Source organism: Pseudobacillus wudalianchiensis (assembly GCF_001685015.1).
Taxonomy (GTDB): Bacteria; Bacillota; Bacilli; order Bacillales; family Domibacillaceae; genus Pseudobacillus; species Pseudobacillus wudalianchiensis.
On the sequence record NZ_MAYT01000001.1, the window covers coordinates 853,547 to 868,499 of the forward strand.

Sequence of the window (14,953 nt, forward strand, 5' to 3'; positions counted from 1 at the left end):
AAGTAGATACATTACGTCACTTCCAATGTAAGTGACGTAACAGAATAATAGACAGAACTTTGGAGTTGACCAACATGCAATCAATAAAGCGCAATACGCGCTTTCTCACAAATAAATATTGGGTAATATTTATCGCGGTTTTTTGCTCAATCTTATGGGGCAGTGCTTTTCCTGTTCTGAAATTCAGTTATGAAGAGCTGGGTATGGCAGAAGATGACTTGTCAGCGAAGATCGTATTTGCGGGAATGCGTTTTATGATGGCATCCCTCCTATTGCTAGTTATTATGTTCTTAGTAGACAAACGCTCTCTAAAACTAAGCTGGCAGCAACTGCCGGCTATTATTGGGTTAGGAATATTGTCAACTAGCTTGCAGTATTTCTTTTTCTATAATGGTTTGGCCCATACTTCAGGAATGAAAGCATCTATTTTAAACTCCAGTGAAACTTTTTTTGTTGTTTTTCTGGCTCATTTTATTTACTCAGATGATCGTCTGGATTGGCGTAAATTTTGTGGTTTAATGACCGGCTTCGGAGGAATTGTACTGGCAAACTGGGGCCAGGACGCTTCGCTAAATTTCTCTTTTGGAGGAGAAGGGTTTATGTTGCTTTCCGGTTTGGCAGGGGCCTTAGGAACATTTTTATCCAAACGGTTATCTGCCAGTATTCATCCATTCGCTTTGACCGGTTGGCAAATGTTTGCAGGGGCGTTTTTTATGCTGCTGATCGGAATGCCCGGTCTTGAAGCTCATGCGATAAGCTTTACATTAAAGGGCTGGTGGCTTTTCATCTATACAGTCATTTTATCGGCAGCGGCCTTTGCCTTGTGGACAGCCTTGTTAAAATACAATAAGGCTGGAGAAGTTTCTCTCTATAAATTTGTCGTGCCTGTTGCTGGGACAGCCTTATCGGCGGTGTTTATTCCAGGTGAACATTTAACGATGAATACTTTTGTAGCACTTGTACTTGTAGCAGCGGGTATAGCTGTTGTCAATCGAAATAAAACTAGTGGTTGGCAGCTCTTTAAAAAGAAAAGTCAAGCCTATCAACAAATATATAAGTAAAGAAGCAGGTTTTCTTGAGAAACTTGACAGTAAAAAGAACCGATGTTATGTCGGTTCTTTTGTTTTTACAATGACTTTGGCTATTCCTTCAATTGTTCAAAACTCTTTTCTTGAAATGTTTCCAGAATTACTCACACTTAACATTACTAGTTTAGAGGGATATCTGGACTAGAATTATGAAAAATACCTTTTATTATTTCATTTGTGAAAAGCTAAGGACAAGGGTTTACCTAATTCCAAATGAAATGCTGCTGTTAAATCTAAAAACCATTGCCTTTAACGCTGTCATGAAGCGGGGACTAGATGAAAATATGGATTGAAAAGATTTTTTGCTTAATTTCTTCATTCAAATTAACATTTGAATAAGAAGAGAGTATACTATATTCAAATATATATTTGAATGAAGGGGTTGAAGCTTGATGAGCAAAAAAGATACGTGTGAGACGTATTGCTATAACGAAGAAAAAGTAAGTCGAATACAAGGAGAATTACGAAAAGAGAATATTTCACGAGTGGCTCAATTGTTTAAAGTGCTCGCAGATGAAAACAGAGCGAAAATTGCTTATTCTCTTTGCCAAGAGAAGGAATTGTGTGTATGTGATATTGCGAATATTATTGGTTCTTCTGTGGCAACAGCGTCTCATCATTTGCGGACTCTTCATAAACAAGAAGTTGTAAAGTATCGTAAGGAAGGGAAGTTGGCCTTTTATTCACTACATGATGAACAAGTTCGGCAGTTGATGTTCGTTACGCTGGCACATAAGAAAGAAGTGATAGTTAATGAATAACCCTCAAGAGATGAAAACCTACCGCATTCAAGGGCTTACTTGCGCAAACTGCGCACGTACCTTTGAAAATAACGTAAAAGATCTGCCCGGGGTAGAGCAGGCAAAAGTAAACTTTGGGGCATCTAAAATTTACGTTCAAGGAAGCACCACCATTGAACAATTAGAAAAAGCAGGGGCGTTTGAAAACTTAAAGATTCGAAATGAAAAAGAACAAAAGATTGAACAGGAACCTTTTTGGAAGCAAAAGCAAACCATTAAAGTGTATATTTCAGCGCTAGTGCTTGTTGTGAGCTGGTTTTTAGGAGAGCAATATGGAGAAGGGCATATTTTATCGACCACTGGTTATGCGGCAGCTATTGTAATTGGCGGCTATTCATTATTTATCAGGGGATTAAAAAATCTAATCCAATTGAAATTTGATATGCATACGCTGATGACGATTGCGATTTTAGGAGCTGCAGCAATTGGTGAGTGGGGTGAAGGAGCAACAGTCGTCATTTTATTTGCGATTAGTGAGGCTTTAGAACGTTATTCAATGGATAAGGCCCGTCAATCGATTGAATCCTTAATGGATATTGCTCCGAAAGAAGCATTAATCCGGCGAGGACAGGAAGAGATCGTGGTCCACGTAGAGGACATTCAAATCGGTGACATTATGATTGTAAAGCCGGGCCAAAAGCTTGCAATGGATGGAACCGTAATCAAAGGGACATCCACTTTAAATCAAGCCGCGATTACAGGAGAAAGCGTTCCTGTTGTAAAAACGATAGACGATGAAGTGTTTGCCGGAACATTAAACGAGGAAGGCTTATTAGAAGTCAGAGTGACAAAACATGCGGCAGACACAACCTTATCAAAAATTATTCATTTAGTCGAAGAAGCACAAGCGGAACGAGCCCCTGCCCAAGCTTTTGTTGATAAGTTTGCGAAATACTATACACCTGTCATCATTTTACTCGCATTATTCATCGCTGTAGTACCACCATTATTCGGCGGAGCTTGGGGTGAATGGATTTATCAGGGATTAGCTGTGCTAGTAGTCGGCTGCCCTTGTGCATTAGTCGTTTCCACGCCGGTGGCTGTAGTGACGGCAATAGGAAATGCCGCGAAAAATGGAGTTTTAATTAAAGGCGGTATTTATTTAGAAGAGGCAGGACACTTAAAGGTGATTGCTTTTGATAAAACAGGAACGTTAACAAAAGGCGTTCCAGCTGTAACAGACATTATTGTACATGAAACAACAGAAAAGGAAGTTCTGGCGATCACAGCTGCCATCGAAAAAGGGTCACTTCATCCACTTGCCTCAGCTATCACTAGAAAAGCAGAAGAAATGGGAGTAGACTTTAATAATATTGTGGTGAAAGACTTTCAATCCTTTACCGGCAAGGGAGTCAAAGCAAATGTGAATAGCACCTTTTATTATGTAGGCAGCCCGAGCCTTTTTGAAGAATTACATGGGCTTATGGAAAGTGCTATTAAGCAAAACATTATCGAGCTGCAGGCACAAGGAAAAACGGTCATAGTAGTAGGAACGGAAAAAGAAATTCTTTCCTTCATAGCGGTAGCGGATGAAATGAGGGAATCTGTCACCGAGGTTATTCGAAAAATCAATCAAGCTGGTATTGATCAAACAGTTATGCTGACAGGAGACAATCAACGTACGGCGGAGGCACTTGGAAAAGAAGCAGGCATTTCGGTTATCAAGGCTGAGTTACTCCCTGAAGATAAACTAAATGTCATAAAAGAGCTTCGTGAAAAGTATCGAAATGTTGCCATGGTAGGGGATGGAGTAAATGATGCACCGGCGCTTGCTGCTTCAACGGTAGGCATCGCAATGGGCGGCGCCGGCACGGATACAGCGTTAGAGACCGCTGATATTGCACTAATGTCCGATGACTTGAGCAAGCTGCCATACACGATCCAGCTTAGCCGAAAGACGTTGTCCATTATTAAACAAAATATTACCTTCTCTTTAGGGATAAAATTAGTGGCATTGCTTTTAGTAGTGCCTGGATGGTTAACGTTGTGGATTGCCATATTCGCTGATATGGGAGCAACATTGCTCGTTACGCTCAACAGTTTAAGGCTGTTGAAGGTAAAAGAATAAAATTTTGTTTACTATAAAGGCGTGTTTTGATTCATCGTTGTCAAAACACACCTTTATTTTCTTTGTTCGAGCAGCAGTCGTCATTCATAGTCCTGACTTTCCTAAATAGTTCTAAAGATAGTCGAATAAAAATATATTCAGAAAAATTTGAATATCAATACTTATCTCTTCTATCAGCTCTTTAGTCTTTTCTATTCATTTTCTAATAAAGGAAAGGAAATGGGTAAATACTAGCGAATTCCTTCCATGGATTTACATAAAACAATGGGGGGATAAGAATGAAAAAGGCTTGGAAGGTATTAAGCTCTACTGCTTTAGCTGCCTCTTTATTTGCAGTGCCAACAATGGGTTTTGCAGACCCAGGGCCCAGTCCGCAACAAGGAGAAAATCTATCCATTGAAGGTTTCGTTAATTATGAAGAACTCGGTAAAAAGCTAGAGCAGATTCAAAAATCCAGTCAAGGGAAAGTAAAGGTTGAAACTGCAGGATACACAAATCAAGGTCGCGGAATTTATAAGGTGTCGGTAGGTCACGGCAAAAAAGTTGTCTTGATCCAAAGTGAAATTCACGGAAATGAGAAGACAGGGACAGTAGCCCTGCTAAACATTTTACAAAATATTGGGTCAAGTAATTCTCCAGAAACAAAAAGAATTTTAGATGAACTGACGCTCGTTGTCATTCCTATGATGAATGTGGATGGTTCGGAGTTGAGCCGCCGTGCGAATGATATGAATTGGTCGGAGGTTGTGGCTAAATTTCCACAGCTGGCAACTGCCAAGCCGGCATGGAACTATTACTCCTACCCGGGAAGCTGGAATTATGATAAAAAACCTGGTTTTGACGTAAACCGTGATTTCCATCCAGACTTAAATTATGTTCCGAAGGCAGAAGACTTCCCAGGAGCATCTAATAAATACGGTTGGTATATTACACCTGAAGCACAGACGGTAAGAGATGTGTACAAGGATTTGAAGGCACAGTTTGGAAACGTCGATGTTTTCATTGATCTTCATCACCAGGGCTTCCCTTATGTAGAGGGAACAGATAACAGAGCGACCATGTCGATATCGGGCAAGTTTGTTACGAATCCAAACGGTCCTGGCGGTGAAAAATATGCAGCCTATGCGGATCAATATAAGTATGATTTCTCCCGTCAGCTGAATGTAGCCCTGTACAATGCTTTACAAGCAAAAGGAGAGTCAGTTTTCACCAACATTTCATTGTATGATCAAAATATTGATTTACCTGGCACTGCTTTAGGGTCATTTGCGTTAAATGGAAGTGGAACGGTTCTGTTTGAAGTGAGTGGTCAAACGCAAACCTTCGGGCAAAAGCAGAAAGGCCAGCTTGTAAAAACAGTAGAAACAGGTTTGATGGGAATCATTAATGGCGTGGCCGATGGATCTGTCCAACAATTAAATCCTGAAGACTATGATAAAATTCCTTTAAGCGCGAGGACTCCAGGGGGATTGTAAAACGTATTTGCTTGTTAGCCGCGAACTGAGGTGTCATCAGTTCGCGGTTTTCTCTATGTTTGAGAAATAATCAAGTGAACAGCACGGCTATCGTATGAAAAAAGTTTTTTACAGAAGGAATATAGATTGAAGCAATTATTTCTTTATTAAGCTAGTTAACTCGCTCATCGTTACACCGTTGGAAACCGCTTTTAGGAAACCGACGTTTTGCGCAAAATAGGTCGTATAGCCATCGCTTGATTTGACTGTCACGACATTTTTAAACGTTCCGGCTGGAGTCTTTAAAGTCCCATTGATAGCTATTATTTTATTTTTTACTTCCCAGTCTGTCCATTCCATTCCCACTTTTAAAGGATAGGCAAGATCAGTGAAAAAGGCAGCGTTAGGCCAGCCGGTATACAGGCCTTTACTGTCTTCCTTTGTAATGTAAAACCCCTCGTTATCAACCCATTTATCCCAGTCACGATATTTCCCGACATATTGGGTTTTATAATAGCTGCCCTCTGTTTTATAAGTATATATTTTTGTTTTATCCATTAGAAAGCTGTACATTCTAACGTATTGTGAAGAAACATAGGCTTTTTTGTTGTTATAATTAATTTGAGACCAGCCATTTTTTAGTTGGGAATACACTGTTACGGCAGTATTATTCTTTAATGAACCGACTTTCTGGTAATTTGTCCCCGGCCCGCTTCTAACAGTTAAAGCACCGCTATCAATGCTTACCCAGCCAGTCTTAGCAGTGACGGCTGCTTGAGAAGTGGTTACAGAAAACGGCAGTGCTATCGCTAAGACTAATATAAATGCTAGTAAGCTTTTGAACCCACCAATTTTACTCAACTTATAACCTCCTAAAATCTAATAGGTAAATTATATCAACTTTATTGTGATTGTAAACGGAATATTGCGACTTTAGAAGGGGGATGTGGAATGCCTGTTATTGTGCATCGTCAATTTATTAAAGCACCCATTGAATTGTGTTTTGATCTTGCGCGGAACGTAGAGATTCATACAAAAACGACAGAAAAAACAAAAGAAAGAGCCATTGACGGCGTCACAAAAGGGCTGTTGGAAGAAGGGGATACAGTTACCTGGGAAGCCATTCACTTTGGGGTTAAACAAAGGTTAACTGCTAAAGTAATCTGTATGGAAAAACCTGATCAGTTTGTGGATGTTATGGTGAAAGGCGCCTTTCACTCTTTTGTACATACTCATCAATTTATAGAAGAAGGGGCGGGAACCATCATGACAGATGAGTTTGATTATAAGTCTCCATTTGGTTTGTTAGGTTCTCTGGCGGATAAGCTATTTTTGGAAAAGTATATGAGAAGGTTTATTATTTCTCGAGCAAGGGAATTAAAGAAAATTGCAGAATCATTAGCAGCCAATAGCACGAAATAATTATACTGCCTGCTTTGACGTATGATTTTGCATAGAAGCAAAGAGATCTATTTAATTAACAGGGAAAAAGCGTATTTTTCATTTGGATTATCGTGTAGTAGAAAGAAGGGATAAAGTTTGACAGAAGAAAATAACGAACTGAAAAATAGCATTCAACGATTTTATGACTTATTGAAAAAATATCCAGACAGCCCTGATGCAGCGTATGATTTCGTGGTTTATTTACGGTCCTTCTTAAAAATACAATCTAAAAAGCCTTTACCGACAATCGAGATTATGACGTTGCTTAAAAAGTATAAGCCTAACGTATTTTATGCGTTACGGAAAATGGCTGAAAAAAACATCATGCTCAATATTTTGACAGAACTTCCTATGGAAAGTGAAGCAGCTGAGGAAAAAATAAAAAGGTTATTAAATAGCTAATCTATTTCTTGCTTTTTCGAGAAAGTAGTGGATTAAATCGCTTGTTTGGTGGGTAAATTAGTGATACAGAAATAGATGGAGCTATTTGTGGAAATGAATGAGTGCTCGATTTTATTGCTCCGCAAAACGAAAGAACCTGGGAAAAATAGGAGGATTGTCCATGGATAAAAAAGCGCTGCTTGAGATGTTACAGCATGAAAAAGATTTGTATGAGAATAAACAAATCGAAAATGCACTGAAAAAGGACAACGAGAAAAAGGAATCTTATCTGAGGGGCGTTGTGGAGGGGCTATCAATCGCGATTGCTATGGTAAAACAACAGTCATAATGAGTGGATGATGCTAAAATTTGATCAGGATGAAATAAAGTCAACAGGAATGTTGGCTTTTTTGCGTGTATCAAGACAGAAAATAAGAAATTCTCTTCTTGCTGTATAGGAGAGAATGAACTTTCCTATATAGAGAAAACACCGTTTTTTTTAGGGGGATTTTCTAAATGCTAAGGATAATGATGTCCTTATATAATGTGTAGATCCTTCTTTTTTATACTGGAAAATAAAGTGAGTAAATGCTCCATTTAAAGACTTAAAAAGTTATCATTAACATTTATAAGAGATAGCCGTCCGGTCCATAATATCAATGTGTCACGGAATGTAGCACACAGTCGCCAGTTTGGAGGTAGTAAATTTGATTATTGGGTTATTAGTACTTGGCTTAATCATTGTGGCTATTATTTATTTTGCTTCCGGGGGCAATAAGAAGCAAACGGATAACAGCACAGCTGACTTGGCGATAGAAGATGTGCCAAATTTAACAAGGGGGGACTTTATAATGGCTAAAAAAACAACTGAGGAAGTAACTGAGCAAGTAGTAGAACGAGTAGCTGAAAGAAAATTTGAAGAAGAGATTGGAGAAGAGTTAGCTCCTTTGAGACAGCAGTTAGATTCTATGTCATCTGCGCTGAATCAGCTTCAGAGCTCTCAACAGCAATTAGGTTCTGTTGGCCAATCATCTATGATGCAGAACGAGCAAGCGTCTCAATTGCTTCAGCAAATGCAGCAATTTAGAAGACAAGCTCAAAGTCAACAACAAGAGTCTTTCCAACAACTTCAACAAACCGTTCAACAAGCAGCACAAATGTTAGGAAGTGTAGGACAAACCCTTCAATCGTTTAGCATTCTTAATCAAATGACTCAACAGATTGACCAGTCTCAACAGCAGTTGAAACAATTAAGTTCCCAGCAATACCTGCAAAACCAGCAAAATCAACGGCAGCAAGCCCAACAAGGAAATTCCTCTATCCAGCATTAATTTTAAAGCTGGGAAAAGCGATTTAAACGATAAGTAATAAAATACCCTCTGTCTTTCGACAGGGGGTATTACTATCGCTCGATATATGACCATAATGTTTCTAACTATCCGGTTTGATCTTATCAGCCAGCTATTACCTCTCGCAAGCCCAGCCATCTTTATCGCGGTCATGCTTTGAATCATAAGCGGGATGTCCTTTAGCAACACCTTTTGGATATTTCTTTCGAAGCTCTGTGCAGTTTTTAAATGACTCTTTTTTAGGTGCCGGCTTAGGTGTTGGAACTGGTTTTGGCTTTGGGGCAGATGGTGCCGGTTTTGTTGGAGCTGGCTTTGGCTTCACAGGAGCCGTTGTTTTTGGCGCACAGCCTCCGTTTGTAGCGTTCGCGTTAGACCAGATGCCAAGCTTTTTTTGCTTCGCCGTTGCTTCAGCAGCTTGTAATTCCTCTAAATATTGTGTGTTTGGAGGATAGATCGCGATACGGGCTAATCCTTTTTCCAATAACGTTTTATTGAACATTTTATCGCCAAGATAAATATAAGCAAGAATGCGTCCATACTTATCGCGACTTTGGATGCCAATCTCCACCTTCACTTCTTTTCCAAGAAGGCTTTTCTTCGTAAAATCAGAAGCTTCTGGGCCATATAGTTGAACACATCGATTCGGATCTTTTGTCTCGGGAGTATCAACTAGGATCAGTCTCACTGTTTCCTTTCTTCCCTTATAAGTGATTTTAATCGTATCACCGTCCACTACTTCGTTCACTTTAGAAGTAATCGCTGTTTGTGGTACAGCTGCCTCCGCATGATTTTTTTCTTGTATAAGATCTCTTGCAAAAGGTGTAAATGAACTGCCAAGCAGCGATAAAGATAGAACGGCTGCTGCAAGAGGCTTTAACAATGTTAATTTCTTTCTGGACATAAGGGGCTATTCTCCTTTTGGTTAGTATACTGTAAAACCTTTACTTAGTAAGAAAATAGTACCACCATTATAGGGAGATAGAAAGAGTTTTTTTAAAAAGGTTTTAATCTCATGACATTTGAATGAAGTAGAATGATAGATCTAATTAAATCGTTATATGAAAAAAACATGGATGTTATGTTAAATGAATGGTTTTTATTTTAACTATAAGGATTTGTTAATGAAATTGGCGCCGCTTTAAAAATAGGCTCTGTTAAGGGCAAATGATATGTTTAATGGTTGAGTAGAGCGGAAAGTGTCCGCCTGAAGGGAAATTAACAACCAAATTAAAAACAAAAACAGAAATAGGGCGGCTATAGCGTTCAGGGGATGATCAGTGTGTTTTTATAACTGACAGGAGCAATTAATGAAATGAAGTGAAAATAAAGAGGCTCCGGAAGCTAGAAGCCGGAGCCTTGTGAATATTAAGGACGAACATTTGTCACCGTTCGGTCTGGATTAAGCGTGAAAGCTCGTGTAAAGCTTTTATTTACAGAAGAATTAATAGAGCCATCATCCATAGGAATGGTGACCTGAATACGATAATTGCCTGGAGGCAGAGTAGAGAGATTTATATCGGATATGCTATCAAATTCATATAAATCAAACAGTGGGTTCGTGCGCTCTACCCATGTGCTAAGAGAACCTTCTTTAGCTAAAATGCCAGAACTATTTTTGATGGCAAAAACAGGGATGTGCTTCGTTTTAACATCTGTCATATTAGATGAGTTGCCGCTTATAAAAAGAGTGGTTCGGAAAACATTATTCGCCGGAGAAGAATAAGCAGCTGTTACACCCACGTTTTCTCTAACTTCTGCTTTAGTAGTCGATGTGTTTGTCACATCGGCAATGCTAATTCCGCCAAGCACCATTGTAGAAGCTAACAAAATTTTTCTTATCTTGTTCATAATTCCCCTCCTTATAAATACGATCATCCTATCAGATTCACTATAGCCCTTTAACATACGGATTAAAAGAAAACGGAGAAAATGTAATGTTTTTTAATAAACGCAACCAAATAGAAATAAACCTTCCTTGTTGTTAAAGAAGGTTTCAGATGGTTGACAAACACTCGTTTTCTTCATTTACTCTTTCTGATTAAAAGAGGGGGAGTTAGGTTTTTCAACAGTAGGAGGTTCAGGTATAATGAGTGGTTTATCTTTTTGGGGGCGGTCTTTTTTAACGGCCGCCTCGTCATTATGAGATGTAGAGTCTTTCTTAGTTGATGGTTTGAACCACTCGGCAACCATTCCTTCCTGATGATCGTTTGCTTTAGGTTTTTCTTTCGCTTCCTCTTTAGTTGGAGCGGCCTGCTTTTTATCTGCCTTCATGTTAGAAGGAGCGGGTTTCACAGCGGTTGTCTGTTTTACTTCATCGGAAGCAGACTGGCTTGTTAACAATTGATTAAGAGCAAGCAGTGAGAAAGAGAGAGTGAAAAGAAGCAGCGTTACCAAGTAAACTATCACTGATTTTTGCTGTTTCATCATTATACCTCCCAAGTCAGAGCGAATCGTACAATAGAAGTTTTCCTCTGCACTAGTTTAAGGCTTCTAGTAAGTTGATTCAACTTTCCCGTTGCAGACGGTTGGGTAAAGTAAATATCAACACCGTAATGTCTATGCTGCATAAAATAAAGAAGGGGCGGTTGGGGGGAGGATAAGAATGAAATGTCAGCAAAGCAAAAACAAAGAAAAAGACAAAAGTGAGAATGCTTATGAGAAGAAAAAATTAGAACTGGAAAAAGAGGTTGCGCTCGGTCTCTGGGTACAGGTGATTGGTCAAATCATTGAAATTAGGGGTTTATCCGGATTATTGTATATCGAGGAGGACGAGGATTCAATTGGTGAGCAGCAAATTTTAACAGGTGTTTGGATTAAGACGATTGGTCAACTTTTAGAGTCTGTATCCGTTACAAGTCAGATTGGTGAAACAAATGCAATAAGACTCCTGCAAGAGCAAAAAGTAGCTATCGCAGGAGATGTGCTTGCGTCAATCGGTTCAGCTTTTGAAGTAATAGGAGGGCTTCGAGTGCTAAAGGAAGAAAGAGCGGCTGTTACATCTCCCCGTATAATTCCGTAAAGAGACAACCTGCTACTTTAAACATTGGTTACTACTCAATAATCAGCTAATACTGTATAGAAGAGCTGCATTCGATGCGGGAATGAGATTGTTAACAGCCTGATGGTATATAAAGTAGACTTTGTCTGCAATCTAAAACCCTGCTTTTTGAGCAGGGTTTTAATAATATAAAGTATCTTAATAGTGATTGTGATGGTTATGCATATTTAGATCTTCTAAAGCTTGGCGCTCATGTTCTTCTCTGAACATTTGCTGCTGATACTCCATCGTTTGTTCTAAAATATCGAAATCATCATGGTCATCATTACTATAATTGCTGTAGGAGGAACTGGTTGAAAAAGAAAGGCTTGGAACGTAGTAAGGGTTTATTTTCTTTATACTTTCCTCCATTTCTTGAAGCATTTTTCTTCTCTTCTCCTCATCTCGTTCATCTACACGAGCATCGTGGAGGAAAAATATCATTATGATCCCTATTACCAATCCAAAAACAGCCGACATCACTTGAATCGTATCGGAGCTTCCAAAGGAAGAAAGAGAAGAGGCAAATAAAAGAGCAAAAAAATGAATGACCGCACATGATAATGCAGCAATGATCCCAGTAGAATATCGCTTTCTTAAAATATCCCCTGCACCTATACAAATAACATCTAAAAGAGTACTGACAAAAAGAGGATAAAACTTCTTCGGAAGTATAGAAAAGATAAGAGCAAGAACAAGAAAAGGCCATCCAGCTGAAAGTTCAAATAACATAAGCATCTACAACACTCCTTCTTTAAACAACTACTAACCTACAAATAAAAGTAAAGTAATTATAATTTGGAATTATTTCAATATCAATACAGAATAGATGTTTTTTGTAATTTTGCAAAGGGAAGAAAAGGGGGATCAACTGAACTTTTTATTGATTTAATTTCCAGTTATTCCATGTTATATGTTGTATAATTAGTTGTGTGTTTACTATTATAAATAAGCTCGGAGGCTGGAAGTGTGAGAAGAAAGAAGACGGTAAAAGCTTTTATTTCGCCGCTAACGACTGATAAATATTCGGGGAAAGATGTCATAGTGGGGGTAGGAATTACAACGTTCGCTATGATTGGAATATTTATAGTAAGTTTGCTGTTAGGTTTAGTGGAAGTGACAGGTATAGGGGTTAATCTAAAAAGTTTAATGTATTACACTGGTCTCGTTTTGGTTGCTGCTGGCTGGGAAGAGCTGGTGTTTAGGTGCTTCTTACTAACCCTTCTCATAAAATGGTTTAAAAACCCATGGATCGCCATTCTCATTACCTCTATTTATTTTGGATATGTACACTTAGATAATGATCATGCTACTTTATTATCTGCTTTTAGCAATGGTCTTGGGGGGGTTATGTTCGGAATCGCTTTCGTGAAAACGCGGAAAATTTGGTTTCCGTGGGCCCTTCATTTTGCCTGGAATTACGTTCAGGCACCGATCCTAGGTTTTCCGGTGAGCGGATTCAAGGTAGAAGGGATAGTAAAACTGAATTTGTTAGATCAAACATGGTTTTCAGGAGGATTATACGGACCTGAGGGAGGGGGAGTTGGCATCTCATTTCGTTTCATCGTCATTTTATTCATCGTATTATGGATAAAAAAATCACGAGGCACACTAAAAGAAAATGTATTGCCATCTAACGATATTCCAGCATGAGTTCGATTAGAATAGATAGAGGAGATACATATAATTAAAAATGATATCGGCAGCCACCCTGTTCTGTTTAGGTGTGATTCTTTTCTTATTTAAAATTGAAAAAGGACTGTACAAGTAACTGGAGGAACCATGATGATTAAAAAACGATCTGACTTTAATAGTGAAGATGATTATATTAAATATACGCGAAGTTCTGAATGTTTATCGGCATACGAGCTGAATGGGAAGGAAGCTGAAGAGATCCATTATGATATGCGCTTTCCGGAAAGCTGGCTTCCACATGTGAAAAAAGCTCTTCCGACTTTAATCAAACAAGGAAAGTTTAAAGGGATCGATCTTTATTTCTTAGTGGATGATTTACTCATGCAAGAAGAAGATTATACGGTTACGGAAACTAAAATGTAGGAAGCGGAAGAAAGAGTTAAGAGAAGAAAAACAATCGCGACGTTAAATGATGATAGAAAGTTTTTTAGATGATGCTCTTTTTATGAGACGCAAAGTAATTAATAAATCTGAAGTTGATTTTTAAATAAAGTAGTGGAAGGGAATTTTTTTAGCTCTCTCATTACTCTTTCTTTTCCAGCCGTCAAAAGACTGATATGTTTCGTGTCTTGATTAAAGTAATAATAATTTTTCCGATTTGTTTACCTAGAGTCATGCCTTCAGTGATATCCGCTTTGAAATGTACGCCGGCATAGAGACGCGATAGGGCCATGTCATCCATTAATCGTTTGACAGTAGAGAACTCTAGAGGGAAGAAGTGATTTAATAAAGTTTCTGTACAACCTGCTAGAGCAGCATGAGCAGAGGGATAAGATGGAGAATGAGGAGTTACTAGTAATGTAGGTAGGTTTGGATCATATTGAATGGGGCGGGCTGCATCCCAAAAGTATTTAAAAAAGCTGGACATAACAAATACATCGTTTACAGCTGCTTGGAAAAAGTTTAATAACGTTGAGAGGGTCATTGGACTTAGTTGATATTTTTTAGCTAAATGAAAAATCAACATCTTTATTTTAGAAACTAATTCCCCTGTTCCCCAATATTGTACGATCCGCATTTGCTGAGGAGTAAGAGAGCGTAAAGTTTGTTCTACAATAAGTAATTCCGTTTCCCAGTCAATCATGTTAGGGTGTTGAATGTTCCAATGGATCTGTTGGTGGAAGGGGTCGAAAAACTGCCGGTGTTGTTCTTTAGTAATAAAGAACATTGGCCACTCCCCTGTTTGAGGTAACCCCTTAGGAAGGCTTTGCTCACCAGGATAAGGGTATTCCGACCATCTCCTATAATTTGTTTCCATAAAGCTTAGCCCCCCTATAAAATTCTTTTCTTTTTTTTATGAACAACAATAAGGAGATATAACAGGTTTTCTTACTATTGAAAAAAGCTATGAGAGAAATATAGTTTTAAACCACTCACTTCTTTAAAGGAGAGATATAGCCAGTTCTTGATTTTATTTGTTAAATTTAAAGATGCTTCTATTGCTACTCTAAGTAAATAAAAATATTAAATTATATTATTGACTTTATCTATTGCCGCATGATATATTGGTTATCTGCTGTTGAAAACAGTGGTTCTAGTAGTTTAGAAAAAAGTTTTTAAAAAGTAGTTGACTTTGATTTTTATAAGTGTTAATATAATATAGCTGTCGTTGATAGCGACGCTAAATTGATCTTTGAA

17 protein-coding genes are annotated in these 14,953 nt (G+C 38.4%); 11 read left to right on the forward strand and 6 right to left on the reverse strand.

The window, feature by feature from the left end; translation table 11 throughout:
* The first annotated feature begins 74 nt into the window (after positions 1 to 74).
* From A8F95_RS04405 to A8F95_RS04420, 4 genes are all read left to right on the forward strand, one after another.
* Positions 75 to 1,061: a DMT family transporter gene (locus A8F95_RS04405; RefSeq protein ID WP_065409388.1), complete on the forward strand. Its 987-nt coding sequence runs from the start codon at positions 75 to 77 to the stop codon at positions 1,059 to 1,061.
* A 419-nt stretch (positions 1,062 to 1,480) separates the two neighbouring features.
* Positions 1,481 to 1,849, forward strand: a complete 369-nt coding sequence (locus A8F95_RS04410) for an ArsR/SmtB family transcription factor (protein WP_065409389.1) — start codon at positions 1,481 to 1,483, stop codon at positions 1,847 to 1,849.
* Positions 1,842 to 3,956 carry a heavy metal translocating P-type ATPase gene (locus A8F95_RS04415; protein ID WP_065409390.1) on the forward strand — a complete coding sequence of 705 codons (2,115 nt, stop codon included), beginning with the start codon at positions 1,842 to 1,844 and terminating at the stop codon, positions 3,954 to 3,956. The genes A8F95_RS04410 and A8F95_RS04415 overlap by 8 nt, the downstream gene beginning before the upstream one ends.
* 278 nt (positions 3,957 to 4,234) lie before the next feature.
* Positions 4,235 to 5,431 (forward strand): M14 family zinc carboxypeptidase, encoded by a 1,197-nt coding sequence (locus A8F95_RS04420; RefSeq protein ID WP_176713613.1) that lies wholly within the window; start codon positions 4,235 to 4,237, stop codon positions 5,429 to 5,431.
* A 135-nt stretch (positions 5,432 to 5,566) separates the two neighbouring features.
* On the opposite strand, the gene A8F95_RS04425 is transcribed toward A8F95_RS04420, so the two are convergent.
* Positions 5,567 to 6,271, reverse strand: a complete 705-nt coding sequence (locus A8F95_RS04425; RefSeq protein ID WP_065409392.1) for an SH3 domain-containing protein — start codon at positions 6,269 to 6,271, stop codon at positions 5,567 to 5,569.
* Positions 6,272 to 6,361: 90 nt separating this feature from the next.
* On the opposite strand from A8F95_RS04425, the gene A8F95_RS04430 reads away from it, so the two are divergent.
* The 4 genes from A8F95_RS04430 to A8F95_RS22925 all read left to right on the forward strand — a co-directional run bounded on the left by A8F95_RS04430 (position 6,362) and on the right by A8F95_RS22925 (position 8,565).
* Positions 6,362 to 6,832 (forward strand): SRPBCC family protein, encoded by a 471-nt coding sequence (locus tag A8F95_RS04430; RefSeq protein WP_065409393.1) that lies wholly within the window; start codon positions 6,362 to 6,364, stop codon positions 6,830 to 6,832.
* A gap of 117 nt (positions 6,833 to 6,949) precedes the next feature.
* Entirely contained in the window at positions 6,950 to 7,255 is a 306-nt protein-coding gene (locus tag A8F95_RS04435; protein WP_065409394.1) for a hypothetical protein, read from the forward strand.
* Positions 7,256 to 7,415: 160 nt separating this feature from the next.
* Positions 7,416 to 7,583, forward strand: coding sequence for a hypothetical protein (locus A8F95_RS22315; RefSeq protein ID WP_156187032.1), 168 nt, complete (start codon positions 7,416 to 7,418; stop codon positions 7,581 to 7,583).
* A 358-nt stretch (positions 7,584 to 7,941) separates the two neighbouring features.
* Complete coding sequence (locus A8F95_RS22925; protein WP_077247199.1) at positions 7,942 to 8,565, forward strand: hypothetical protein; 624 nt, start codon at positions 7,942 to 7,944, stop codon at positions 8,563 to 8,565.
* 133 nt (positions 8,566 to 8,698) lie between these two features.
* Here the strand turns inward: A8F95_RS22925 and A8F95_RS04445 are convergent, their stop codons facing one another.
* The 3 genes from A8F95_RS04445 to A8F95_RS04455 form a co-directional block, all read right to left on the reverse strand.
* Positions 8,699 to 9,484, reverse strand: coding sequence for a thermonuclease family protein (locus tag A8F95_RS04445; protein ID WP_065409395.1), 786 nt, complete (start codon positions 9,482 to 9,484; stop codon positions 8,699 to 8,701).
* A gap of 464 nt (positions 9,485 to 9,948) precedes the next feature.
* On the reverse strand, positions 9,949 to 10,431 hold the full coding sequence (locus A8F95_RS04450; protein ID WP_065409396.1) for a hypothetical protein: 483 nt from the start codon (positions 10,429 to 10,431) through the stop codon (positions 9,949 to 9,951).
* A gap of 177 nt (positions 10,432 to 10,608) precedes the next feature.
* Positions 10,609 to 11,010, reverse strand: coding sequence for a hypothetical protein (locus A8F95_RS04455; protein WP_141676224.1), 402 nt, complete (start codon positions 11,008 to 11,010; stop codon positions 10,609 to 10,611).
* A 175-nt stretch (positions 11,011 to 11,185) separates the two neighbouring features.
* On the opposite strand from A8F95_RS04455, the gene A8F95_RS04460 reads away from it, so the two are divergent.
* Positions 11,186 to 11,602 (forward strand): hypothetical protein, encoded by a 417-nt coding sequence (locus A8F95_RS04460; protein ID WP_065409398.1) that lies wholly within the window; start codon positions 11,186 to 11,188, stop codon positions 11,600 to 11,602.
* A gap of 177 nt (positions 11,603 to 11,779) precedes the next feature.
* On the opposite strand, the gene A8F95_RS04465 is transcribed toward A8F95_RS04460, so the two are convergent.
* On the reverse strand, positions 11,780 to 12,358 hold the full coding sequence (locus A8F95_RS04465) for a hypothetical protein (protein WP_065409399.1): 579 nt from the start codon (positions 12,356 to 12,358) through the stop codon (positions 11,780 to 11,782).
* Between the two features lie 231 nt (positions 12,359 to 12,589).
* Between A8F95_RS04465 and A8F95_RS04470 the strand changes: the two genes are divergently transcribed.
* Positions 12,590 to 13,273: a CPBP family intramembrane glutamic endopeptidase gene (locus A8F95_RS04470; RefSeq protein WP_065409400.1), complete on the forward strand. Its 684-nt coding sequence runs from the start codon at positions 12,590 to 12,592 to the stop codon at positions 13,271 to 13,273.
* 129 nt (positions 13,274 to 13,402) lie between these two features.
* On the forward strand, positions 13,403 to 13,678 hold the full coding sequence (locus tag A8F95_RS04475) for a hypothetical protein (RefSeq protein ID WP_176713614.1): 276 nt from the start codon (positions 13,403 to 13,405) through the stop codon (positions 13,676 to 13,678).
* A gap of 181 nt (positions 13,679 to 13,859) precedes the next feature.
* Here the strand turns inward: A8F95_RS04475 and A8F95_RS04480 are convergent, their stop codons facing one another.
* On the reverse strand, positions 13,860 to 14,573 hold the full coding sequence (locus tag A8F95_RS04480) for a phosphatase PAP2 family protein (protein WP_065409402.1): 714 nt from the start codon (positions 14,571 to 14,573) through the stop codon (positions 13,860 to 13,862).
* Positions 14,574 to 14,953: the final 380 nt, after the last annotated feature.

Coding starts and splice junctions, on each gene's coding strand:
- A8F95_RS04405 (WP_065409388.1), top strand. CDS start 75: ATGCAATCAATAAAGCGCAATACGCGCTTTCTCACAAATAAATATTGG.
- A8F95_RS04410 (WP_065409389.1), top strand. CDS start 1,481: ATGAGCAAAAAAGATACGTGTGAGACGTATTGCTATAACGAAGAAAAA.
- A8F95_RS04415 (WP_065409390.1), top strand. CDS start 1,842: ATGAATAACCCTCAAGAGATGAAAACCTACCGCATTCAAGGGCTTACT.
- A8F95_RS04420 (WP_176713613.1), top strand. CDS start 4,235: ATGAAAAAGGCTTGGAAGGTATTAAGCTCTACTGCTTTAGCTGCCTCT.
- A8F95_RS04430 (WP_065409393.1), top strand. CDS start 6,362: ATGCCTGTTATTGTGCATCGTCAATTTATTAAAGCACCCATTGAATTG.
- A8F95_RS22315 (WP_156187032.1), top strand. CDS start 7,416: ATGGATAAAAAAGCGCTGCTTGAGATGTTACAGCATGAAAAAGATTTG.
- A8F95_RS04445 (WP_065409395.1), bottom strand. CDS start 9,484: ATGTCCAGAAAGAAATTAACATTGTTAAAGCCTCTTGCAGCAGCCGTT.
- A8F95_RS04450 (WP_065409396.1), bottom strand. CDS start 10,431: ATGAACAAGATAAGAAAAATTTTGTTAGCTTCTACAATGGTGCTTGGC.
- A8F95_RS04455 (WP_141676224.1), bottom strand. CDS start 11,010: ATGATGAAACAGCAAAAATCAGTGATAGTTTACTTGGTAACGCTGCTT.
- A8F95_RS04460 (WP_065409398.1), top strand. CDS start 11,186: ATGAAATGTCAGCAAAGCAAAAACAAAGAAAAAGACAAAAGTGAGAAT.
- A8F95_RS04465 (WP_065409399.1), bottom strand. CDS start 12,358: ATGCTTATGTTATTTGAACTTTCAGCTGGATGGCCTTTTCTTGTTCTT.
- A8F95_RS04475 (WP_176713614.1), top strand. CDS start 13,403: ATGATGATTAAAAAACGATCTGACTTTAATAGTGAAGATGATTATATT.
- A8F95_RS04480 (WP_065409402.1), bottom strand. CDS start 14,573: ATGGAAACAAATTATAGGAGATGGTCGGAATACCCTTATCCTGGTGAG.